This is a genomic window from Ruegeria marisflavi (genome assembly GCF_025673445.1).
GTDB classification, from domain to species: Bacteria; Pseudomonadota; Alphaproteobacteria; order Rhodobacterales; family Rhodobacteraceae; genus Ruegeria_B; species Ruegeria_B marisflavi.
In genome coordinates this window covers 86,789-107,828 of the sequence record NZ_JAOVQN010000004.1, presented here as the reverse complement: position 1 = coordinate 107,828, position 21,040 = coordinate 86,789, and the positions used below count along the sequence as shown (strand labels likewise).

The 21,040-nt window shown below is 63.4% G+C and carries 21 protein-coding genes and 1 riboswitch; of the genes, 6 read left to right on the top strand and 15 right to left on the bottom strand.

Annotated elements, in window-relative coordinates; translation table 11 throughout:
- The first annotated feature begins 63 nt into the window (after positions 1-63).
- The 3 genes from secA to OEZ49_RS05795 all read left to right on the top strand — a co-directional run bounded on the left by secA (position 64) and on the right by OEZ49_RS05795 (position 5,446).
- Entirely contained in the window at positions 64-2,769 is a 2,706-nt protein-coding gene (gene secA, locus OEZ49_RS05805) for a preprotein translocase subunit SecA (RefSeq protein WP_263387432.1), read from the top strand.
- Positions 2,770-2,869: 100 nt separating this feature from the next.
- Positions 2,870-3,865 (top strand): hypothetical protein, encoded by a 996-nt coding sequence (locus OEZ49_RS05800; RefSeq protein ID WP_263387431.1) that lies wholly within the window; start codon positions 2,870-2,872, stop codon positions 3,863-3,865.
- Between the two features lie 24 nt (positions 3,866-3,889).
- Positions 3,890-5,446, top strand: coding sequence for a phosphate ABC transporter substrate-binding/OmpA family protein (locus OEZ49_RS05795; protein WP_263387430.1), 1,557 nt, complete (start codon positions 3,890-3,892; stop codon positions 5,444-5,446).
- Positions 5,447-5,519: 73 nt separating this feature from the next.
- Here OEZ49_RS05795 and radC read toward each other — a convergent pair whose 3' ends face one another.
- The 13 genes from radC to dnaK form a co-directional block, all read right to left on the bottom strand.
- Positions 5,520-6,275: a RadC family protein gene (radC, locus tag OEZ49_RS05790; protein ID WP_397545650.1), complete on the bottom strand. Its 756-nt coding sequence runs from the start codon at positions 6,273-6,275 to the stop codon at positions 5,520-5,522.
- A 36-nt stretch (positions 6,276-6,311) separates the two neighbouring features.
- The gene (locus tag OEZ49_RS05785) at positions 6,312-7,046 is read right to left on the bottom strand and encodes an ABC transporter permease (protein ID WP_263387429.1); all 735 of its coding nucleotides are present in this window, start codon (positions 7,044-7,046) and stop codon (positions 6,312-6,314) included.
- A complete protein-coding gene (locus OEZ49_RS05780) occupies positions 7,043-7,771 on the bottom strand; it encodes an ABC transporter ATP-binding protein (protein WP_263387428.1) in 729 nt (242 codons plus the stop codon). Before OEZ49_RS05780 ends, OEZ49_RS05785 begins: the two co-directional genes overlap by 4 nt.
- Positions 7,768-8,448: a thiaminase II gene (tenA, locus tag OEZ49_RS05775; protein ID WP_263387427.1), complete on the bottom strand. Its 681-nt coding sequence runs from the start codon at positions 8,446-8,448 to the stop codon at positions 7,768-7,770. The genes OEZ49_RS05780 and tenA overlap by 4 nt, the downstream gene beginning before the upstream one ends.
- Positions 8,445-9,380: an ABC transporter substrate-binding protein gene (locus tag OEZ49_RS05770; RefSeq protein ID WP_263387426.1), complete on the bottom strand. Its 936-nt coding sequence runs from the start codon at positions 9,378-9,380 to the stop codon at positions 8,445-8,447. Before OEZ49_RS05770 ends, tenA begins: the two co-directional genes overlap by 4 nt.
- 13 nt (positions 9,381-9,393) lie before the next feature.
- Positions 9,394-10,359 (bottom strand): HesA/MoeB/ThiF family protein, encoded by a 966-nt coding sequence (locus tag OEZ49_RS05765; protein WP_263387425.1) that lies wholly within the window; start codon positions 10,357-10,359, stop codon positions 9,394-9,396.
- A complete protein-coding gene (locus OEZ49_RS05760) occupies positions 10,356-10,952 on the bottom strand; it encodes a thiamine phosphate synthase (RefSeq protein ID WP_263387424.1) in 597 nt (198 codons plus the stop codon). Before OEZ49_RS05760 ends, OEZ49_RS05765 begins: the two co-directional genes overlap by 4 nt.
- A complete protein-coding gene (locus OEZ49_RS05755) occupies positions 10,949-11,713 on the bottom strand; it encodes a thiazole synthase (protein WP_263387423.1) in 765 nt (254 codons plus the stop codon). Before OEZ49_RS05755 ends, OEZ49_RS05760 begins: the two co-directional genes overlap by 4 nt.
- A 3-nt stretch (positions 11,714-11,716) precedes the next feature.
- Complete coding sequence (gene thiS / locus OEZ49_RS05750; protein WP_263387422.1) at positions 11,717-11,911, bottom strand: sulfur carrier protein ThiS; 195 nt, start codon at positions 11,909-11,911, stop codon at positions 11,717-11,719.
- Complete coding sequence (locus OEZ49_RS05745) at positions 11,895-12,872, bottom strand: FAD-dependent oxidoreductase (protein ID WP_263387421.1); 978 nt, start codon at positions 12,870-12,872, stop codon at positions 11,895-11,897. The genes thiS and OEZ49_RS05745 overlap by 17 nt, the downstream gene beginning before the upstream one ends.
- A complete protein-coding gene (gene thiD, locus OEZ49_RS05740) occupies positions 12,869-13,672 on the bottom strand; it encodes a bifunctional hydroxymethylpyrimidine kinase/phosphomethylpyrimidine kinase (protein ID WP_263387420.1) in 804 nt (267 codons plus the stop codon). Before thiD ends, OEZ49_RS05745 begins: the two co-directional genes overlap by 4 nt.
- 44 nt (positions 13,673-13,716) lie before the next feature.
- A riboswitch (TPP riboswitch) is annotated at positions 13,717-13,821 on the bottom strand.
- A 139-nt stretch (positions 13,822-13,960) separates the two neighbouring features.
- Positions 13,961-15,109 (bottom strand): molecular chaperone DnaJ, encoded by a 1,149-nt coding sequence (gene dnaJ / locus OEZ49_RS05735; protein ID WP_164131488.1) that lies wholly within the window; start codon positions 15,107-15,109, stop codon positions 13,961-13,963.
- Positions 15,110-15,185: 76 nt separating this feature from the next.
- Complete coding sequence (gene dnaK, locus OEZ49_RS05730) at positions 15,186-17,099, bottom strand: molecular chaperone DnaK (RefSeq protein ID WP_263387419.1); 1,914 nt, start codon at positions 17,097-17,099, stop codon at positions 15,186-15,188.
- Between the two features lie 210 nt (positions 17,100-17,309).
- On the opposite strand from dnaK, the gene OEZ49_RS05725 reads away from it, so the two are divergent.
- Positions 17,310-17,912, top strand: a complete 603-nt coding sequence (locus OEZ49_RS05725; protein WP_263387418.1) for an alpha-ketoglutarate-dependent dioxygenase AlkB family protein — start codon at positions 17,310-17,312, stop codon at positions 17,910-17,912.
- Here OEZ49_RS05725 and OEZ49_RS05720 read toward each other — a convergent pair.
- Together OEZ49_RS05720 and OEZ49_RS05715 are read right to left on the bottom strand one after the other, a co-directional pair.
- A complete protein-coding gene (locus OEZ49_RS05720) occupies positions 17,909-18,499 on the bottom strand; it encodes a COG3650 family protein (RefSeq protein WP_263387417.1) in 591 nt (196 codons plus the stop codon). The genes OEZ49_RS05725 and OEZ49_RS05720 overlap by 4 nt on opposite strands.
- A complete protein-coding gene (locus OEZ49_RS05715; protein WP_397545649.1) occupies positions 18,496-19,317 on the bottom strand; it encodes an ABC transporter permease in 822 nt (273 codons plus the stop codon). Before OEZ49_RS05715 ends, OEZ49_RS05720 begins: the two co-directional genes overlap by 4 nt.
- Before the next feature lie 120 nt (positions 19,318-19,437).
- On the opposite strand from OEZ49_RS05715, the gene cysQ reads away from it, so the two are divergent.
- The gene (gene cysQ / locus OEZ49_RS05710) at positions 19,438-20,235 is read left to right on the top strand and encodes a 3'(2'),5'-bisphosphate nucleotidase CysQ (RefSeq protein WP_263387415.1); all 798 of its coding nucleotides are present in this window, start codon (positions 19,438-19,440) and stop codon (positions 20,233-20,235) included.
- On the top strand, positions 20,236-21,036 hold the full coding sequence (locus OEZ49_RS05705) for a 3-deoxy-manno-octulosonate cytidylyltransferase family protein (RefSeq protein WP_263387414.1): 801 nt from the start codon (positions 20,236-20,238) through the stop codon (positions 21,034-21,036). It begins immediately after the preceding gene.
- Positions 21,037-21,040: the final 4 nt, after the last annotated feature.

The window sequence follows — 21,040 nt, the reverse complement described above, 5'->3', positions numbered from 1 at the left end:
GGGTTGCGCACATGGCGGGCAAGCCTGTCGTAACCATGACCGAACAGATCCGCTGGAGTGCATATGCTGGGACTTGGAACGCTTGCTAAAAAGGTGTTCGGAACACCGAACGACCGCAAGATCAAGGCAACCCGCCCGGTGATCGCCCGGATCAATGGGTTGGAAGAGGAATTCGCCAAACTGTCCGACGACGGGCTGAAGGCGAAAACCGAGGAGCTGCGCAAGCGCGCCCTGGACGGCGAGAGCCTGGACGATCTGTTGCCCGAGGCATTCGCCAACTGCCGCGAGGCGGCCCGTCGCGCGCTGGGTCTGCGGGCCTTTGACGTGCAGCTGATGGGCGGGATGTTCCTGCATCAGGGCAATATCAGCGAAATGAAGACGGGCGAAGGCAAGACGCTGGTCGCCACCTTCCCCGCCTATCTGAACGCGCTGACCGGCAAGGGCGTGCATGTGGTCACGGTGAACGAATACCTGGCCAAGCGCGACTCGGAATGGATGGGCAAGGTGTTCGCCGCGCTTGGCATGACCACCGGCGTGATCTGGTCGGGCCAGCCCGACGACCAGAAGATGGCCGCCTATCAAAGCGACATCACCTATGCCACCAACAACGAGCTTGGCTTCGACTATCTGCGCGACAACATGAAGGGCGAGTTGAGCGAGGTCTATCAGAAGCAGCACAATTTCGCGATCGTGGACGAGGTCGACTCGATCCTGATCGACGAGGCCCGCACGCCGCTGATTATCTCAGGCCCGGCGCAGGACCGGTCGGAACTTTACGTCGCCATCGACGCGCTGCTGCCCTCGCTGTCCGAGGGTCACTACGAACTGGACGAAAAGACTCGCAACGTCACCTTTACCGACGAGGGCAACGAGTTTCTGGAGGCGCAGCTGGTCGCGCGTGGCCTGCTGCCCGATGGGCAGTCGCTTTATGACCCTGAAAGCACGACCATTGTGCATCACGTCAACCAGGGGCTGCGGGCGCACAAGCTGTTCCAGCGCGACAAGGATTACATCGTCCGCGATGGCGAGGTTGTGCTGATCGACGAATTCACCGGCCGCATGATGCCTGGCCGCCGGTTGTCGGACGGGCTGCATCAGGCCATCGAAGCCAAGGAAAACGTCCAGATCCAGCCCGAGAACGTGACGCTGGCCAGCGTGACCTTTCAGAACTATTTCCGCCTCTACGACAAGCTGGCCGGGATGACCGGCACCGCCCTGACCGAGGCCGAGGAATTTGCCGAGATCTATGGCCTGGGCGTTGTCGAAGTGCCCACCAACAGGCCGATTGCGCGTAAGGACGAGGACGACCAGGTCTATCGCACAGCGGCCGAGAAATACGCCGCCATGATCGCCGAGACCAAGAAGGCGCATGAAAAGGGGCAGCCAGTGCTGCTGGGCACCACCTCGATCGAGAAATCAGAGATGCTGAGCCAGATGCTGACCAAGGAAGGCATCGCGCACAACGTCCTGAACGCCCGTCAGCACGAGCGCGAGGCGCAGATCGTGGCCGAAGCAGGCCGGTTCGGCGCAGTGACCATCGCCACCAACATGGCCGGTCGCGGCACCGACATCCAACTGGGCGGCAACGTCGAGATGAAGGTGCTGGAAGCCCTGGCCGAGAACCCCGAGGCAGACCCGGTCGAGCTGCGCGCCGCCGAAGAGGCCCGTCACGCCGAGGAAAAGCAAAAGGTGCTGGACGCCGGCGGCCTGTTCGTCATGGCATCGGAACGGCACGAAAGCCGCCGCATCGACAACCAGCTGCGCGGCCGTTCCGGCCGCCAAGGTGACCCGGGCCGCACGGTGTTCTACCTTAGCCTCGAAGACGACCTGATGCGCATTTTTGGGTCGGAACGGCTGGACAAGGTGCTGACCACGCTGGGCATGAAGGAAGGTGAGGCGATTATTCACCCTTGGGTGAACAAGTCGCTGGAGCGCGCCCAGGCCAAGGTCGAAGGCCGCAACTTTGACATGCGCAAGAACGTGCTGAAGTTCGACGACGTGATGAACGACCAGCGCAAGGTGATCTTTAGCCAGCGGCGCGAGATTATGGCGGCCGAGGATCTGTCCGAGATCGTGGCTGACATGCGCGAACAGGTGATCGACGACCTGATCGACGAATTCATGCCGCCCAAGAGCTATGCCGATCAATGGAACACGCACGGGCTTTATGCCGCGGTGATCGAGAAGTTGGGTATCGACGTCCCGGTCATCGAATGGGCCGCCGAAGAGGGCGTTGACGACGACGAGATCCGCGATCGTCTGATCAAGGCCGGCAACGAGTTCATGGAAAAGAAGGCTGCCGACTTTGGCGCCGAGAACATGCGCAATGTCGAAAAGCAGGTTCTGTTGCAGACTATCGACAGCAAATGGCGCGAACACCTGCTGAAGCTGGAGCACCTACGCTCGGTCGTGGGCTTCCGCGGCTATGCGCAGCGCGACCCGCTGAACGAATACAAGAACGAAAGCTTCCAGCTGTTCGAGGGACTTCTGGACAGTCTGCGCGAAACCGTGACGCAGCAATTGTCGCGGGTGCGGATGCTGACCGAAGAGGAACAGCGCCAGATGATGGCGCAGATGCTGGCCCAGCAGGCTCAGGTGCAACAAGCCGGCCAGCGCGCCGAAGAGATCGCCGAGGCCAAGGCCTCGGGCGATGCGCGCCCCGGTTTTGACGAGGCAAATCCTGATACCTGGGGCAACCCGGCGAGGAACGATACCTGCCCCTGCGGATCAGGCAAGAAGTTCAAGCATTGCCATGGTCGCCTAGCCTGAGGCCGACCCCCACTGACACAATGACTCCCACAGGCGGCCATATCTTGGCCGCCTTTGTTTTCGACACTCCAGACGGGATATCGGGTGATGGAGTGCGGAAATGGCGAGAAAGAATCGCAAGATCCTGACAGCGGGCGGAACAGTGCTGTGTGCGGCACTTATCGGGTTTCTGATGCAACAAAACGCCGCCCGCGAGACGCGACAACTTGCTCCGCGCAAGGCGGTCATCCAGCAGGCGGTTCAGCAGCCCGAAGCCGTGACCGATGTCCAGGACCACGCGGTGACACGGGCCGTGGGCCTGTCGCTGGCCGCCGCATCCGTCGAAATGAGCCAGCCAGGCCGCCTGCCTGCGCCCGCGCTGGAACAGGTCAGCCCGTTTCCGGTCAAGGGCGAGGTTCTGCCGGAAACGCCGCTGGATCCCACTGAACCGCAATTGGGCTGCGCGATTCAGGCGGTGGCCGAGCCCGCCCCCATGGCCAGCGCCAAGCTTTCGGTCAGCGCCCCATGCTATGGCAACCAGCGGGTTACCGTGCATCACAGCGGCCTGATCTTTACCGAAACGACCGACGACGCGGGCAACCTGGCTGTGACGGTGCCGGTCCTGTCGGCGGATGCGGTTTTTGTTGTAGCCTTGCAGAACGGCCGCGGCGCCGTGGCCACAACCCGGGTCGAGGACCTGAATCAGATTGCCCGCGTAGCCGTTCAGTGGTCGGGCGCGGCGGGACTTCAGTTGCATGCACGCGAATTCGGGGCATCTTATGGAGACACCGGTCACGTATGGGCCGACACCACCGCCAAGGGGCACGGTCAGGTGGTGCGCCTTGGCGAACCCGGCACACTGGCGCCGCAATTCGCGGAAATCTACAGCTTCCCATCCGCTGACAGCCCAGTCAGCGGAACCATCGCTTTGTCGCTCGAAGCAGAGGTCGCGGCGACCAATTGTGGCCGGGACATTTCAGCGCAATCCATCGAGTTGCGCGGTGACGGAACGCTTGGAACCCATGATCTGGTGTTGTCCATCCCCGATTGTTCTGCGGCCGGTGATTTTCTGGTGTTGAATAATCTGATCGAAGACCTGAAGATTGCCGCCAAATGATCCGCAGGTAATTTCAGGTTCCCCATGAATTTGTTCCGTGCGGCGGCTCTCGCCGCACTTTCCTTTGTACCGGCCGGCCCTTGTGCCGCGCAGGACATCACGCTCACCTCGCATGACGGCAAGGTCGAGATCACCGGAACCCTTCTGGGTTTCGATGGCGAGTTCTATCGGGTTGAAACCCGATACGGAGCGCTGACCGTGGACGGGTCCGGGGTCACTTGCGATGGCCCCGCCTGCCCCAGCTTGACCGACTATATCGCAGAGTTGACGCTCAGCGGCTCCTCTACCATGGCCGAAGTGCTGCTCCCCGCCCTGATCGAAGGCTTTGCCCTGCGCAATCGCTATCAGACGCGGCGCGAAACCGAGGATGAAACGCGGTTCAGCTATCTCCTGTTCCAAAACGACTCGAGGCGTCCCCAAGCCGTGTTTTCGTTTCGCGTGACTACCACCGACGAAGGCTTTGCCGATCTTCTGGCCGACGAGGCCGACTTGGTTATGGCCCTGCGCGAGATCCGTCCCGAGGAGCGCAGGCGGGCGCTCGAACTCGGCCTGGGCGACATGACCGACAACAACCGCTCACGGGTTCTGGCGCTGGATGCGATGGTGCCCGTGGTGGCGCCGGCCAATCCCGTACAAAGCATCTCGATGCCGATGCTGGCGCGTGTATTTGCCGGTGAAATCGACAACTGGGCGGTCCTGGGCGGACCCGATGCACCCATCGCGCTGCATCTACCAACCGCCGGATCCGGCCTGGCGCAGGCGGTCGAGGATCTCCTCCTGGCCCCGGTCCGCAAGACGCTTCCCGATGACGTGGTCCGCCACAACCGCTCCAGCCTTCTGTCCCGCGCCGTCACTATCGACCCGTTTGCTATCGGTATCTCCAGCTTTGCCGAGACTGGTACCGCACGAGCGCTGACTTTGACCGGGGATTGCGGCTTTTCACTGGCGGCAACCCGTCGCAACATCAAGACCGAGGATTACCCACTGAACTCGCCGATGTTTCTCTATATGCCCGCGCGACGCCTGCCGAAGGTAGCGCGCGAGTTTCTGGCCTATATGCGCAGCCCGGCCGCCCAGATCGTTATCCGCCGCGCCGGTTTTGTCGATCAAGCGCCCGAACTGATTTCCGTCGCGGGACAGGGCAACCGTCTGGCCAATGCCATCGCCGCCGCCGGGGTAGAGGTGCCGCTGACCGAACTGCAACGGCTGGTCTCGACCCTGTCGGGAATGCAGCGGCTCAGCCTGTCTTTCCGGTTCGAAACCGGCTCTTCACGCCCCGACGCGCAATCGCGCACCAATATCGCGCAACTGGCGCAGGCACTGGAAAGTGGCGCATATGACGCACGCCAGCTGCTTTTTGTGGGGTTCAGCGACGGCGATGGCGCTGCCGAGGGCAACGCCCGCATCGCCCTGAAACGGGCCGAGGCGGTGCGTGACGCGGTGTTGCAGGCGGCCGAAACGCTTGACCTGGCGCGGGTCGAGATCTCGGTCGATGCTTTTGGAGAGGCGCTGCCGATGGCCTGCGATGACAGCGACTGGGGCCGTCAAGTCAACCGCCGGGTCGAGGTCTGGGTGAAATGACCCTTCATTCCGCCTGAAATACTCCGGGGGAGGTGACAAAATTCTACGAATTTTGCACCGGGGGCAGAGCCCCCTAAAGATATCCTTCGGCACGAAAGCTCAGCTCGACCGATTTACCGATGATCAGATGGTCATGCAGCGTAAGGCCCAATGCCTCGCAGGCAGAGCGGATCCGCGTCGTCATGTCGATATCTGATTGCGACGGGGTCGGGTCCCCTGATGGGTGGTTGTGTACCAGGATCAGCGCCGAGGCGTTCAGCTCCAGCGCCCGCTTGGCCACCTCGCGCGGATAGACCGGCACGTGATCGACCGTCCCGCGCGCCTGTTCCTCATCCGCGATCAGCACATTCTTGCGGTCGAGATAGAAGACCCGGAACTGCTCGGTCTCACGATGGGCCATGGTGGTGTGGCAATAATCCAGCAGCGCGTCCCAGCTGGAGATCACCTGCCGCTGCATCACCCGTGCGCGGGCCATCCGGTGGGCGCTGGCCTCAAGTATCTTGAGGTCGGTGATCACCGCCTCGCCCACGCCCTTGACCTCGGCCAGCCGTTCCGCCGGGGCGGTCAGCACCCGGTTGAAATCGCCAAACGTATCAAGCAGCAGCCGCGCCAGCGGTTTCACGTCCTGGCGGGGGATCGAGCGGAACAGCACCAGTTCTAGTAGTTCGTAATCCGGCAGCGCCGCAGCGCCGCCGGCCATGAACCTGTCCCGCAGCCGCTTGCGATGGTCCCGGATATAGGACGGCAACCGCCCCGAAGGCAGCGGCATCTCCGGCGCTTCGTCCATTTCGAACAGCATCGGGGCCTCGGACAGACCAGTCTGGCGCATGGCAATCAGCCTCGCCCCGAATCGCTTTCCGAAAGGTTAACGCTCGCCCGCCATCCGCCGGGTCGCCCGCCGCATCGCCAGATGCAGCAGCACCGACAGCACCCCCAGTGTCAGCATCGCGGCAAACATCAGGTCCGTCTTGGCGCGGCCATTGGCCAGGAGCATCAGGTAGCCCAGCCCCTTTGACGCGCCCACCCATTCACCGATCACCGCGCCGATCGGCGCATAGACCGCCGCCAGTCGCAGGCCCGAGGCGAGTTCCGGCAGCGCTGCCGGCACCCGGATATGCCAGAGCACCGCGCGCGGGCTGGCTTGCATGGTGCGGGCAAGGTCCAGATATCCCACAGGCGTCCGCATCAGCCCGTCGAAGAATGCCGCCGTGATCGGGAAATAGATGATCAGCACCGCCATCGCCACCTTGGACCACAACCCATAGCCCAGCCACAGCGTCAGGATCGGCGCCAGTGCAAAGACCGGCAACGCCTGGGTAAAGACCAGCATCGGCTGCACCAGCACCCGCGCGATCCGCGAACTGGCCAGTTGCAGCGCCGTCGTCACGCCCAGCACCGCGCCGCAGGCAAGGCCGATCAGAACCTCCAGCGCCGTCACCGCCGTATGCTCGGCGATCAGCCAGCGGTTCTGCCACCAGGCTTCGGCGACCAGCACCGGCCCCGGCAGGATGAAGCGCGGCAGGTCGGTCAGGCTCACCGCTGCCTGCCAGATCGCCAAAGCAAAAAGGGTTGCCGCAACAGCGGGGAGCCAGCGCGTCATCGCCCGCCCTCCCGCAGCATCCGGAGCAGCGCAGCCTGACACTCCAGCGTCGCACCGTCATCCACCGCGCGCGGCATCTCTGCCGTTGGCGGTGCAACCGCGGTCAGCCCCCCGGCGGCCATCACCTGGATCGAATGACCCAACCGAGCCGCTTCTGCCGGGTCGTGGGTCACCAGCAGCACCGTCCGCCCGGCCAGCAGCTCGGCGGCAAGCTCCTGCATGTCCGCGCGGGTCCGGGCATCGAGGGCCGAGAACGGTTCGTCCAGCAGCACTACCGGCTTGTCCTCCATCAGGGTGCGCGCCAGCGCCACCCGCTGGCGCTGACCACCGGACAGCTCTGCCGGGCGTTTGGCGGCGTGATCGCTCAGCCGTACCCGGCGCAGCAAATCGTTCAGCCGCACGCGGTCCACCTGTTCTCCCCGCAGCCGCGCGCCCAGCGCAACGTTCTGCGCGACGGTTGCCGAGGGCAACAGCAGGTCGTCCTGCGCCATATAGGCCACTCGCGCCACCACCGGAGAATCATCCGACGCGGTGATCGTACCGCTGAACTCCGCCCCGGTCTCCAGCCCCGCGATCAACCGCAACACCGTCGACTTGCCGACGCCGGACCCACCCAAGAGGCAGGTCCATTGCGCCGCCTCCAACCGCAATGTCAGCGGCGCGAACAGGGGCGCACAGTCGATGCTGGCGCTACCGATGAGGGTGATCGCGGGGGCCGGTGTCACGGTGTCAGCCCCATCTGCCAGAAACCAACTTCAAGCTCGGTCGCGGTGCAGAAGGTCCGGCACAGCCGGCCCCAACGGGGTGAGGTTTCGAAATCGGGGCCAATTCGCCTTGTTAGAGCCTGATCCATCAGTTTACCCACCGCCTTGCAGGCAGTTTGATAGTCAGGCCCGGCATAGGTATCAATCCAGCTCTTGTAGCAATCACTCGTCGCATCTGCCGCCAGCCGCACGCCGATTTCGCCATAGCCCATGACACAGGGCGCCAGCGCCGCCAGCAAATCGGCCAGATCACCGCTATACCCGGCCTCGAGCACGAAGCGGGTATAGGCGAGGTTTTCGGGCCGCTCGGGCGTGGCGAACAGCTCGTCCTTCGAGATCCCGGCCGCCTCGCACACCCCAATATGGAGCTGCATCTCCTCGGCCAACAGCGTGTTCACGGTGCCGACGGCGGCGAGCATTTCGGCATGGGTCTGGCCCTTGACCACCGCCAGCGCCCAGGCGCGGGCGAAGTGAATCAGGAACACGTAGTCCTGCCGCAGATAGTGCAGGAAAGCATCATGCGGCAGCCTGCCGTCCTTCATCCCCTCGACAAAGGCGTGGCGGGTATAATCCCGCCACGGCTGGCCAGCCGCCGCACGCATTAGGCCAAAGGCGCGGCCATAGTCCGGCGCGCTCATTCAGCGCTCACGTCGATGACGATGGCCGAGACCGGATTGACACTGTCAATCAGGCCGGTGTCCTTCAGGAACGCCTCGAACCGGGCATAGCGGCCCGCGTCGAACCCGGCGGGACGCAGCGCAAAGCGCGGCAGTGTATCGGCCCAGGCGCGCTTGTTCAGCTCATCCTGCAACTCGGGCGAAGTGGCCGAGAAGACCTCCCAGCTGGCCTGCGGGTTGTTGACGATGAACTGCGTCGCCTTCTCGGTCGCCTCAAGGAAGCGGGCGATCTTGTCGGCATCCATCCGGTCAGGGTTGGCGACGTAGATCAGCTCGTCATAGGACGGCACGCCCTCCTCCTCGATATAGAAGCAGCGGCCCGGCACCCCTTCGATATCCATCTGATTCAACTCGAAATTCCGGTAAGCACCGATCACCGCGTCGACCTGACCGCTCATCAAGGCGGGCGAAAGCGAGAAGTTGACGTTGATCATCTCGACATCGCTCAGGGCAACACCGTATTTGCCCAGAACCGTGATCAGGATCGCCTCTTCGACACCGGCGACAGAGAAGCCGATCTTCTTTCCCTTGAGGTCTGCGGGCGATTTGATCGGGCCGTCCTCTAGCACCAGAAGGCAGTTGAGCGGCGTGGCGACCAGAGTGCCGACCCGTTTCAGCGGCAGCCCCTCGTGGATTTGCAGGTGCAGTTGCGTCTGATAGCTGACTGCCAGATCGGCCTGACCTGCGGCCACCAGGCGCGGCGGGGCAGAGGGGTCGGCAGGGGCCACGATTTCCACTGTTAGACCCTGTTCTGCGAAATATCCCTTTTCCTGTGCCACGATGATCGGGCCGTGGTCGGGGTTGATGAACCAATCCAAGAGAAGGGTCATCTTATCCTGCGCCAATGCGGGCGTTGCGGCCAGCAGTGCCAGTGCAGTTACCAGGTGTTTCATGTCGCGTTTCCTTTCATGATGTGGCGGCCGCGACGAGGACGATCTCGCCGGGCCAATCCGGTTGCAACCGCTCTGCCATGCGCCAGGCCCGGAGGCCGGTGGCGCAGCACAAAGCCAGTCGTTTTTTATTGTTAGTGTCTGTCATTAATATTTCGGATGTCGTCATGCGCCGTGCAGATGGATGCGCCGGATGCGGCGCTTCCGCCTCGGATCGCAGTTCGAAAATGAGGTCATCGGCTGTCAGTTCCGAAGGCGCGACAAAGCGGAAAGCGGTGACCGGTTCCGGCGCGGCGTCGAAGCGAAACGTACTGTTCCGCCAGGTTTGCGCGTCGATCTGCACCATCTGGCCAAGGGGCGAAGGTTCCAGGCCGAGAAGCACCGAAAGCGCCATTTGCGCCTGAATAGAGCCTAATACGGAGACAACCGGCCCCAACACGCCAGCAGTTGCGCAACTGGCCGCACTGTCCGGTGCCTCGGGGAAGACCGCGCGCAGGCTGGGCGCACCGCCGCAGAAGCCGCCCGCATAGCCGCCGAGTCCCAGAACCGAGGCGCTGATCAGCGGTTTGCCCAGCGCTAAACAGGTGTCGCTGAGCAGATAGCTGGCGGCATAGCTGTCGGCGCAATCCAGCACCAGATCGGCGTTTTGACTGTTTTGTACCACGTTTTCAGGGGTGATTGACCGTTTTGTACCGGTCACAACATTTCCGGAATTGAGCGCGAGGCAGCGTTCGGCGGCGACCTCGGCCTTGGCCCGGCCGACGTCGGCCTCGGTGTACAGCGTCTGGCGGTGCAGGTTCGACAGCTCGATCGCGTCACCGTCAAAGACATCGATGCGCCCCACCCCTGCCCCGGCAAGGATCGGCAGCGCGGGCGCCGCCAGCCCCCCGGCCCCGACCACCAGCACGCGGGCGGCGGCGAGCCGGGCCTGGCCCTCGGCCCCGACCTGCGGCAGCATCATCTGGCGGGCATAACGGCTCATCTGGTGGCCTCGACCCATTGGCGCACCCGTGCCTCGGGGTCGGCGTTCAAAGTGATGTCGGTGACGACCGAGACGATATCGGCCCCGGCGGCCAGAACGCCCGGCGCACGCTCGACACTCATGCCGCCGATACCGACCAGCGGGATGGAACCTACTCGCGCTTTCCATTCGGTGACGCGCGGCAGGCCCTGCTGATGCCATTTCATCTGTTTCAGGATGGTCGGATAGACCGGGCCAAGGGCCACATAGTCGGGATCCATTCCCAGCACCCGCTCCAGTTCGTCATCGTCATGAGTGGAGACGCCCAGCCGCAGACCCGCCTTGCGGATCGCGGGCAGATCGGCCTCGTCCAGATCCTCTTGCCCCAGATGCAGCCAGTCGCAGCCCGCGTCGATCGCAACCTGCCAATAGTCGTTGATGACCAGCACCGCACCATGCGCGCGGCAAAGGTCGCGCGCGGTGGCAATCTCGGCGCGGATCACTGCGTCGGGCTGGTCCTTGATCCTGAGTTGCACCAGCTTGACCCCCAGTGGCAGCATCCGGCGCAGCCAGTCGGTATGGTCGAAGATCGGATAGAAACGGTCGAGCGTCATGACAGGAATGCCTTTCCGATCACAGGGGTCGAGGCGCTGGCCATATCGCGCGCCTCGATCGGGTCGGCGCGATGCGCCAGTTGCCCGGCCTCGATCGCCAGCGCCATGGCACGTGCCATATCTGCCGGGTCGCCCGCGCGGGCCACGGCGGTATTGAGCAGGACGGCGTCATAGCCAAGCTCCATCGCGCGGGCGGCATGGCTGGGCAGGCCGATGCCTGCATCGACCACCAGCGGCACATCGGGAAACTCGGCCCGCATGGCGCGCAGCGCATATTCGTTGTTCAGCCCCCGGCCCGAGCCGATAGGAGCGCCCCAGGGCATCAGCACCTCGCACCCCGCCGCCAACAGGCGCTCGCCGACGATCAGGTCGTCGGTGGTGTACGGGAACACCTGAAACCCGTCCTCGGTCAGGATGCGCGCGGCCTCGACCAGGCCGAAGACATCCGGTTGCAGGCTGTCGGTATGGCCGATCAGCTCCAGCTTGATCCAGGGCGTGCCGAACACCTCGCGCGCCATATGGGCGGTGGTCACCGCCTCTTTCACCGTGTGGCAGCCGGCGGTGTTGGGCAGGATCAGCACGCCAAGGTCGCGGATCATCGACCAGAATGTCTGTCCGGCACCGGATTCGCGCCGCAGCGACACGGTGGCCACGCCCGCCCCGCTGGCGCGAAACGCCTGTTCCAGGATCGCGGGGCTGGGATATTGCGCGGTGCCCAGCATCAGCGGGTTCGGCAATTCGGTTCCGTAGAAAGCACGCATGTCTCAGCCCCCCTGCATCGGGGCGAGCACCTCGACCCGGTCGCCATCGTGGAGCCGATGCGCGCCGCGCAGGGACGAGGGCACAAAGCTTTCGTTCACCGCAGTAGCAACGCGGCCTGACAGGCCGCATTCGACCAGCAGTGCGGAAAGGGTTTCGGACTCGACCTCGCGCGGCTCGCCATTAAGCACGATCTTCATCGACCAACTCCGTATGTGTGTTGCTGAGCGCCAGATCCGCGACCCCCTGCGCCAGCGCGGGCGCCAGAAGATAACCGTGGCGATAGAGGCCATTGGCATAGATTACCCGCCCCAACCGCCGGATGCGCGGCAGGTTGTCGGGAAAGGCCGGGCGCAGATCGACGCCGATTTCCAGCACCTCGGCCTCGCCAAAGGCGGGGTTCAGGGCATAGGCGGCGCTAAGGAGTTCCAGCATCGAGCGCGCGGTGATACGGCCGCTGTCCTCGCTCTCGATCATCGTCGCGCCCAGCATGTAGACATGGTCGCTGCGCGGTACGACGTAAAGCGGCATGCGCGGGTGCAACAGACGAACGGGCCGTGTTAGAGCCACATCCGGCGCGCGGATGACCAGCATCTCTCCCTTGACGCCGCGCAGGTCGTGCAGCACCTCGCGCGCGTGCAGGCCACGACAGTCGATGGCATTCTCCAGCCCGGCGGGGGCGGGTTTGCGGTGAAACGCAGCCCCCTTGTCGATGAGGCCGCGATAAAGGTCCGAGAGCGCGCGACGCGGGTCCAGATGCGCCTCGTCTGGGAAATGGAGACCCTTTGAGAAGGCAGTGAGATCAGGCTCTAACTCAGTAATTTCGGCGCGATTGACCTCGGCAAACCCTTCGGTCCGGCGGGCAAAGCGGCGCAGGTCCGCCAGGTCGCGCGGGTTGGCGACCACGAGCGTGCCGCGCCGGGTGACCGTTGTGTGCTTCGCCCACCAGGCGATGGCCTGCTGACCCAGGCGCAACACCGGTTCTTCGGCGTTTTCATACTCGCACCAGGGCGCCAGCATGCCGCCCGCCCACCAGCTGCACCCATGCGGGCCAGGCGGGCCGGAGGGGTCGAACACCTGCACCTGTGCGCCGCGCGCGACCAGTTCGGTCGCTACCGCCAGGCCGGCAACGCCCGCGCCTATGACCGACCAAAGCGTCATGCGGGCCGGACCCGATGGAAATGATGCACCGGGCCGTGGCCGTGGCCCACTTGCAGATCGTCGGCAGCGATTATCGCGCCTTGCAGATAGGTATGCGCCTCTTGCACCGCGCATTTCAGCGGCAGACCCTTGGCCAGACCGGCGGCGATCGCCGAACTGAGCGTGCATCCGGTGCCATGGGTGTTCTTCGTTGCCCGGCGCGGCGCGGTAAGCTCGGCCCGCACGCCCGCAGGTGTCACCAGCAGATCATGGCACACCGTGCCCCGGCCATGACCGCCCTTCATCAGAACGGCGCCCGCGCCCAGGGCGAGCAACGCCTGGGCCTGAGCGACCATGTCATCCGGGCTGTCGGCATCCGCGACCCGCAACAGGCGCGCGGCCTCGGGCAGGTTCGGCGTCAGCAGGGTTGCGCGCGGCAAGAGCCGGTCACGCAGGTTGGCCACCGCCGCCTCGGCCAAAAGCGCATCGCCTGATTTCGCCACCATCACCGGGTCCAGCACGATGGGCCCGTCAAACCCGGCGATAGCATCGGCCACGGTGCTGATGATCTCGGGCGTCGCCAGCATGCCGATCTTGATCGCCTTCACGTTAAGATCGTCCAGAACCGCGTCGATCTGTGCCCGGATCACCTGCGCCGGGATGCCGTGTACCGACGTCACCGCGCGTGTGTTCTGCGCGGTCACCGCCGTGATGACCGAGGCACCATAGACGCCCAGCGCCGACATCGTCTTGAGGTCGGCCTGGATGCCCGCGCCGCCGCCGCTGTCGGACCCCGCAATCGTCAGGGCAATCGCCGTCATATCCGTCACTCCGGTTCGGGGGCAACGGGGGCATGGAAAACGTCCGAAAGTGCGAGACCGTTCCCTACGCCGGTATTGCCCGGATCAGGTTCGATGGGTTGACGCAATCGCGCCTCTCAGCCCCACACAGGGCACCCCAACGGTTGGCCGGACAATCTCAGGTGACGCGACGACAATCAAGAGCGAATCGTTACAAAAAAGGCGAGCACCGTATGGCGCCCGCCCTTGTCTTCATTTCGCTGAAAATACTCCGGGGGAGTCGCCGTCAGGCGACGGGGGCAGCGCCCCCTAGCCTTTCATCCCATCCCAGAACGACTTGACCGAGGAAAAGAAGCTCTTGGTCTCGGGATTGTTATCCTCGCTCAACTCCTCGAACTCGCGCAGCAGGTCCTTTTGCTTGCTGGTCAGGTTGACGGGGGTTTCCACCGCCAGTTCGATGAACATGTCGCCGATACCGCCGCCGCGCAGGGCGGGCATGCCCTTGCCGCGCAGGCGCATCTGACGGCCCGATTGGCTGCCTGCGGGCACCTGCACCCGGCCACGGCCGCCGTCGATGGTCGGCACCTCGATGGCGCCGCCCAGCGCCGCCTTGGCCATGCTGACCGGCACCCGGCAATAGAGGTTCACGCCGTCGCGTTCGAACAGGTCGTGCTTGGTCACCTCGACAAAGATATAGAGATCGCCCGGCGGACCGCCGCGCATCCCGGCCTCGCCCTCACCGGCCAGGCGGATGCGGGTACCGGTTTCGACGCCTGCGGGAATGTTCACGCTGAGCGAGCGGTCCTTTTCGACCCGGCCTGCGCCGCGGCAGGATTTGCACGGGTTCTTGATGATCTGACCCAGGCCGGAACAGGTGGGACAGGTGCGTTCAACGGTAAAGAACCCCTGTTGCGCCCGCACCTTGCCCATGCCCGAACAGGTCGGGCAGGTGGTAGGCTCAACCCCGCCTTCGGCGCCGGTCCCTTCGCAGGCCGAACAGCTGACGGCGGTGGGCACGTTGATGGTTTTTTGCATGCCCGAGAAGGAATCCTCGAGTGTGACCCGCAGATTATATCGCAGGTCCGAGCCGCGCGCGGCGCGGCGCCCGCCGCCAGCGCCACCGCGCTGGCCCATGAAATCGCCGAACAGATCCTCGAACACGTCCGAAAACGCGCTGGAGAAATCGCCGCCGCCGAAACCGCCACCGGGCCGTGCACCCGCACCGGTGCCGTTTTCGAACGCGGCATGGCCGAACCGGTCATAGGCTGCCTTTTTGTCGGCGTCCTTGAGAATGTCGTAAGCCTCGTTCGCTTCCTTGAACTTGGCCTCGGCCTCGGGATTGTCCTTGTTGCGGTCGGGGTGCAGTTCCTTGGCCTTGGTGCGGAAGGCCTTCTTGATCTCGTCCGCCGACGCGCCCTTGGACACACCGAGCACGTCGTAATAGTCGCGTTTTGACATCCGATTTTCCTTCTGCCTCAACGAATGCGGGCCGGTCCGGTTGAACGGACCGGCCCGTTCTGGCCCGGATGACCGGTTACTTGCGCTTGTCTTCGCCGAGATCTTCGAAATCGGCGTCGACGATGTCCTCGTCGCGTCCTTCGGCATCGGCCGCCGCCGGCTCGTCATTGCCGCCTTCGGCTTGTGCCTTGTAGATCGCCTCGCCCAGCTTCATCGCCGCTTCGGTCACGTTCTGGATGCCCGACTTGATCTTTTCGGCGCTGATGCCGTCTTTTTCAAGGTCGTCCTTGAGCGCGGCAATGGCCAGTTCGATCGCCTCGACGGTGGTCGGGTCGACCTTGTCGCCATGCTCTTCGACCGATTTCTCGGTCGAATGGATGAGGCTTTCGGCCTGGTTGCGCGCCTCGACCAGCGACTTGCGCGCCTTGTCGGCTTCGGCGTTGTCCTCGGCGTCCTTGACCATCTTTTCGATGTCCTCGTCCGAGAGACCGCCCGACGCCTGGATGGTGATCTTGTGCTCTTTGCCGGTGCCCTTGTCCTTGGCCGAGACCGACACGATGCCGTTGGCGTCGATGTCGAATGTCACCTCGATCTGAGGCATGCCGCGCGGTGCGGGCGGGATGTCTTCGAGATTGAACTGGCCCAGGATCTTGTTGTCGGCGGCCATTTCACGCTCGCCCTGGAACACGCGGATGGTCACCGCGTTCTGATTGTCCTCGGCGGTCGAGAAGACCTGAGACTTCTTGGTCGGGATCGTGGTGTTGCGGTCGATCAGGCGGGTGAACACGCCGCCCAGGGTTTCGATGCCCAGCGACAGCGGGGTCACGTCGAGCAGGACCACATCCTTGACGTCGCCTTGCAGAACGCCGGCCTGAATGGCGGCACCCATGGCGACAACCTCGTCCGGGTTTACACCCTTGTGCGGCTCCTTGCCGAAGAACTTGGTCACTTCCTCGATGACCTTGGGCATGCGGGTCATACCGCCGACCAGGACCACCTCGTCAACGTCGGAGGCCGAGATGCCGGCATCCTTGAGCGCGGCCTTGCAGGGGTCCATCGACTTCTTGATCAGGTCGCCCACTAGGCTTTCCAGCTTGGCGCGGGTCAGTTTCATGACCATGTGCAGCGGCTGGCCGTTGGCGCCCATCGAGATGAACGGCTGGTTGATCTCGGTCTGGGTGGTCGAGGAAAGCTCGATCTTTGCCTTTTCGGCGGCTTCCTTCAGGCGCTGAAGCGCCATCTTGTCCTTGCTGAGGTCGACGCCATGCTCTTTGTTGAACTCCTCGGCGAGGTAGTTGACGATGCGCATGTCGAAGTCTTCGCCACCCAGGAAGGTGTCGCCGTTGGTCGATTTGACCTCGAACAGACCGTCGTCGATTTCCAGAATGGTAACGTCGAAGGTACCGCCGCCAAGGTCATAGACCGCGATGGTCTGGCTGTTCTTCTTGTCCAGGCCATAGGCGAGCGCGGCGGCAGTCGGTTCGTTGATGATCCGCAGCACTTCGAGACCGGCGATCTTGCCTGCATCCTTGGTGGCCTGACGCTGGGCGTCGTTGAAATAGGCGGGCACGGTGATCACGGCCTGGGTCACGTCCTCGCCCAGGTAGGATTCCGCGGTTTCCTTCATCTTTCCAAGGATGAAGGCCGAGATTTGCGAGGGCGAATATTTCTCGTCCCGGGCTTCGACCCAGGCGTCGCCATTGCCGCCGTTCACGATGTTGAACGGCACCATTTTCTTGTCCTTGGTGACCTCGGCGTCATCGACGCGGCGGCCGATCAGGCGCTTGACACCAAAGATGGTGTTCGAGGGGTTGGTGACCGCCTGGCGTTTTGCCGGCTGCCCGACCAGTCGCTCGTCTTCGGTGAAGGCGACGATCGAGGGCGTGGTGCGTGCCCCTTCGGCGTTTTCGATGACCTTCGGCTGGGCGCCGTCCATGATGGCAACGCACGAGTTGGTGGTGCCAAGGTCAATACCGATTACTTTTCCCATTGTTCGATCCCTTTCTCTTCAAGGCGATGGCTCGAAACCCGAACCCGTTTTGGCATTCCGGCCCCGATCTGTTTGCGCAATGGCACTACACCACAGCGCGTCTCGGCGTATATAGGGGGCGAAAACAGGGGCTGCAAGCATGCTGAATTGCAGGTTTTCGGGAATCTGCGTGGTTTTTGGCAAGGCTGCGTCAAGGAAGGACCGGGTTGAATGACAAGGCTGATGGTGCGCGGCGTCGAGATCCGCAAGGGCGCGCTGGACGGCCCGGCCCAGGTCCGGCTGATCGACGCCCTGCGCCCGGTGCTGAAGGCGGCACCGCTGTTTTCGCCGGTGACGGCCAATGGCAAGGCGATGTCGGTGCGGATGACCTCGGCCGGGGGTTTGGGCTGGGTGTCGGACAAGGGTGGCTATCGCTATCAGCCGACACATCCGCGCGGCAGTGCATGGCCAGCGATCCCCGATCCGGTTCTGGACATCTGGCGTGACGTCACGGGACACGGCCGGACGCCCGATTGCTGCCTGATCAACTATTATGGCGAGGGCGCCAAGATGGGCCTGCACCAGGATCGGGACGAGGCGGATTTTTCCTGGCCGGTGGTGTCGGTTTCGCTGGGCGACGATGCGCTGTTCCGCATCGGTGACACGGTGCGGGGCGGCAAGACGGAATCGGTCTGGCTGAACTCTGGCGACGTGGTGGTGATGGGGGGACCGGCGCGGCTGGTCTATCACGGGATCGACCGGATCCGGTTCGGCTCATCCCGGTTGCTGCCCAAGGGCGGGCGGATCAACCTGACGCTGCGGGTCGCGGTTTAATCCGCCACCAGCGAACAGCAGCCGGAATAGAGCGAGTCGCCCAGCACCAGGGAAATCTCCAGCCCATAGGCGCGATCCGACATGCCGTCATGGCATTGTTCCTGCCGGATGATGGCCAGGTTGTCGCCCAGTGCGATCATGAACCGGTTCACCACGGCAACCCCCGGTTTCAAGGTACCGGCAGGCATGCTCTGCGCCTGATCCGCCATCGGATCGAACCGGGCGGAAACCCCCTGGTCGATGGTCAGTGACCAGAACGGCTCGGTCCCGGAACAGACCAGACGCGGGGTTAGCCAGAGGCTTGGGTGATCGGGGCGCCGTGTTAGATAGCGCATCGCGACCCATCCGGCGATCTCGCCTGCGTTCACCCGCCCCCATTTGCCATCAAAGGTCAGGTCCACCACCTCGACCCCGGTGGCATTGGCGGCCAGTTCACCCTGTTTCTCGGAACTGGCCGACGGCTCGGCGCGCAGGTTCAGTACATCGTTGGCGGCCACTCCCGTGACGTCGAACAATGCCGGAACAGGATCGGCCCGCAATGTGGGTGCCGCGATCAGCGCCAACAGTATCGCAAACGCCCTGATCATCGCCGCGCGTACCAGCTGGCCGAGACATGGCGGCGGGTATAGAACTCGCCCATCAGCCCGATCATGACCAGGACGATACCGAGCCACAGCGAATAGTGCCAATTACTGTTGTGCGGGAAGTAATTCTTGAAAACGAAGCCGCGACATTGGTCGATGGCATGAAAAAGTGGATTCCAGTCGAACATGGCAAGCATGTAACCCGGTAGGGTATTCGCCACGAACATCTTACCCGAGGCTATCATGTTGGCCCGCTGATAGATCGTCGTTGCCACACCGACGACTGTTGGCGCCCAAGGCTTGATCGAAAGGAATACCAACCCTACCGCAAAGCCGGTGAACCATGCCAGCATCAGCATGGCGAAAGCGCCACCCCAATCGTCGATATAGATCGGTTTGAACGCGACGTGATAGCCGAAGAGGATCAAGATTAAGGTCAGCAACTGGGTATAGAGCGAGCCAAATGCCGCCGACAAAATCGCCACAATCGTGTTCATCGGCGCGTGTTTCATCATCGCGCTGTTCGGCCCCTCGGCGCCAGCGACAGCGCCGACCGTCTTAATATGGACCATGAATAGAAAGATACCCGACATGATGTAGAGCAGAAAGTCGCCCCGTATCGCCGACCCACGCAAGCCGAGGATCGAGAACATCATGTAGAAGACCAGCACAAAGACCAAGACTTGCATCATGTTCTTGCCGATCGCGGCATAGGCGTTGGAATGACCCTGGCGCACACTGCGGACAACATTGTGAAAAATGAGCTCGGCCATGGTGAAGGCACCGCTCAGAAGGGAATTATGCTGCCTGAATTTGAACACGCTGCCAGTTCCTGTTGTTCTGCCTTCGAAAATTGCATGGAATTCTTGCCGATCCCTTGCCATCACAGCATAAGGGCAGCTGCATTGCAGATCAACAAATCACGAGATCGGAGCAAATTTGTGACTTATACCGACCTTATTCCTGTCATTCGGCGTCTTGCATTGGAGGCAGGTGACAAGATCATGGAGATTTACAACGCGGATGATTTCGAAGTGAAGGTCAAGTCGGACGCGAGCCCGGTGACCGAAGCGGATGAAGCCGCGGATGCGCTGATCTCGGCCGGGCTCAGGGCAGCATTCCCCGATATCCTGCTGGTGACCGAGGAACAGGCCGCCTCGCACGGTCAGAGGGGCGACACCTTCCTGATCGTCGATCCGCTGGACGGGACCAAAGAATTCATCAACCGGCGCGGCGATTTTACGGTGAATATCGCGCTGGTGGAAAACGGCACGCCCACGCGCGGCGTGGTCTATGCCCCGGCCAAGGGGCGGATGTTCTATACTCTGGCTGACGGTTCATCGGTCGAGGAGACCGGCGCGCTGGACAAGGAAACGCCCGGCGACCTCTCACCGATCCGGGTGGCGCAGGCAGACAATGCCGCGCTGATGGTGGTGGCGTCGAAATCCCACCGCGACCAGGCGACCGAGGATTACATCGGAAAATACGCCGTCAAGGACAGCAAGAGCGCCGGTTCCTCGCTGAAATTCTGCCTTGTGGCCACGGGTGAGGCGGATCTGTATCCGCGTGTTGGCCGCACCATGGAATGGGACACCGCCGCCGGTCACGCGGTGCTGGCCGGCGCGGGGGGTAAGGTGGTACGTTTCGACAATCACCAGCCGCTGGCCTATGGCAAGGACGGCTATGCCAACCCGTTCTTCATCGCCTATGCGCCCAGCGTCACGCTCAAGGAAGCCTGAATGTCCGTTCTCATCACCATTCCCGCCCGCTATGCCTCGACCCGCTATCCCGGCAAGCCTTTGGTCAGCCTGACCGGCGCCACCAGCAAGGCGATGACGCTGATCGAACGCTCGTGGCGAGCGGCGATGGCGGTGAGCGGCGCCGACCGGGTGGTGGTCGCCACTGATGACGACCGCATCCGCGAGGTGGCCGAAGGGTTCGGGGCCGAGGTCGTCATGACCTCGTCCAACTGCGTCAACGGCACCGAGCGCTGCGCCGAGGCGCATGCGGCGCTGGGAGCCTGGCATGACATCGTGGTCAACCTGCAAGGCGATGCGCCGCTGACGCCCCACTGGTTTGTCGAAGACCTGATTTCGGGGCTGCGCGCCGCGCCCGAGGCCGATATCGCCACGCCGGTCCTGCGTTGTGACGGGATGGCGCTGAACAGCTTTCTGAACGACCGCAAGCATGGCCGGGTCGGCGGCACCACGGCGGTGTTCGCCACCGACCGCAGCGCGCTTTATTTCTCGAAAGAGGTGATCCCCTATACCTCGGAAGTCTATGCTGATGACGCGCCGACCCCGGTGTTCCACCATGTGGGCGTCTATGCTTATCGGCCCGGCGCGCTGGCGGAATACCCGACCTGGCCGATGGGACCGCTGGAAACGCTGGAGGGACTGGAGCAACTGCGTTTCATGGAAAACGGGCGCAAGGTTCTGTGTGTCGAGGTCGAGGCCCGCGGGCGGCAGTTCTGGGAGCTGAACAACCCCGCTGACGTGGCCCGGATCGAGGGCATGATGGCCGCGATGGGGCTGGAATAGCGCG

Excerpts from the sequence above, each read along its gene's own strand:
- tenA (WP_263387427.1), bottom strand. The coding sequence starts at position 8,448 with ATGAGCGCGCCGGACTATGGCCGCGCCTTTGGCCTAATGCGTGCGGCG.
- dnaK (WP_263387419.1), bottom strand. The coding sequence starts at position 17,099 with ATGGGAAAAGTAATCGGTATTGACCTTGGCACCACCAACTCGTGCGTT.
- radC (WP_397545650.1), bottom strand. The coding sequence starts at position 6,275 with ATGCGCCAGACTGGTCTGTCCGAGGCCCCGATGCTGTTCGAAATGGAC.
- thiD (WP_263387420.1), bottom strand. The coding sequence starts at position 13,672 with ATGACGGCGATTGCCCTGACGATTGCGGGGTCCGACAGCGGCGGCGGC.
- secA (WP_263387432.1), top strand. The coding sequence starts at position 64 with ATGCTGGGACTTGGAACGCTTGCTAAAAAGGTGTTCGGAACACCGAAC.
- OEZ49_RS05705 (WP_263387414.1), top strand. The coding sequence starts at position 20,236 with ATGTCCGTTCTCATCACCATTCCCGCCCGCTATGCCTCGACCCGCTAT.
- OEZ49_RS05800 (WP_263387431.1), top strand. The coding sequence starts at position 2,870 with ATGGCGAGAAAGAATCGCAAGATCCTGACAGCGGGCGGAACAGTGCTG.
- OEZ49_RS05755 (WP_263387423.1), bottom strand. The coding sequence starts at position 11,713 with ATGCGTGCTTTCTACGGAACCGAATTGCCGAACCCGCTGATGCTGGGC.
- OEZ49_RS05760 (WP_263387424.1), bottom strand. The coding sequence starts at position 10,952 with ATGACGCTCGACCGTTTCTATCCGATCTTCGACCATACCGACTGGCTG.
- OEZ49_RS05720 (WP_263387417.1), bottom strand. The coding sequence starts at position 18,499 with ATGATCAGGGCGTTTGCGATACTGTTGGCGCTGATCGCGGCACCCACA.
- OEZ49_RS05765 (WP_263387425.1), bottom strand. The coding sequence starts at position 10,359 with ATGAGCCGTTATGCCCGCCAGATGATGCTGCCGCAGGTCGGGGCCGAG.
- OEZ49_RS05745 (WP_263387421.1), bottom strand. The coding sequence starts at position 12,872 with ATGACGCTTTGGTCGGTCATAGGCGCGGGCGTTGCCGGCCTGGCGGTA.
- dnaJ (WP_164131488.1), bottom strand. The coding sequence starts at position 15,109 with ATGTCAAAACGCGACTATTACGACGTGCTCGGTGTGTCCAAGGGCGCG.
- OEZ49_RS05795 (WP_263387430.1), top strand. The coding sequence starts at position 3,890 with ATGAATTTGTTCCGTGCGGCGGCTCTCGCCGCACTTTCCTTTGTACCG.
- thiS (WP_263387422.1), bottom strand. The coding sequence starts at position 11,911 with ATGAAGATCGTGCTTAATGGCGAGCCGCGCGAGGTCGAGTCCGAAACC.
- OEZ49_RS05785 (WP_263387429.1), bottom strand. The coding sequence starts at position 7,046 with ATGACGCGCTGGCTCCCCGCTGTTGCGGCAACCCTTTTTGCTTTGGCG.
- OEZ49_RS05770 (WP_263387426.1), bottom strand. The coding sequence starts at position 9,380 with ATGAAACACCTGGTAACTGCACTGGCACTGCTGGCCGCAACGCCCGCA.
- OEZ49_RS05725 (WP_263387418.1), top strand. The coding sequence starts at position 17,310 with ATGACAAGGCTGATGGTGCGCGGCGTCGAGATCCGCAAGGGCGCGCTG.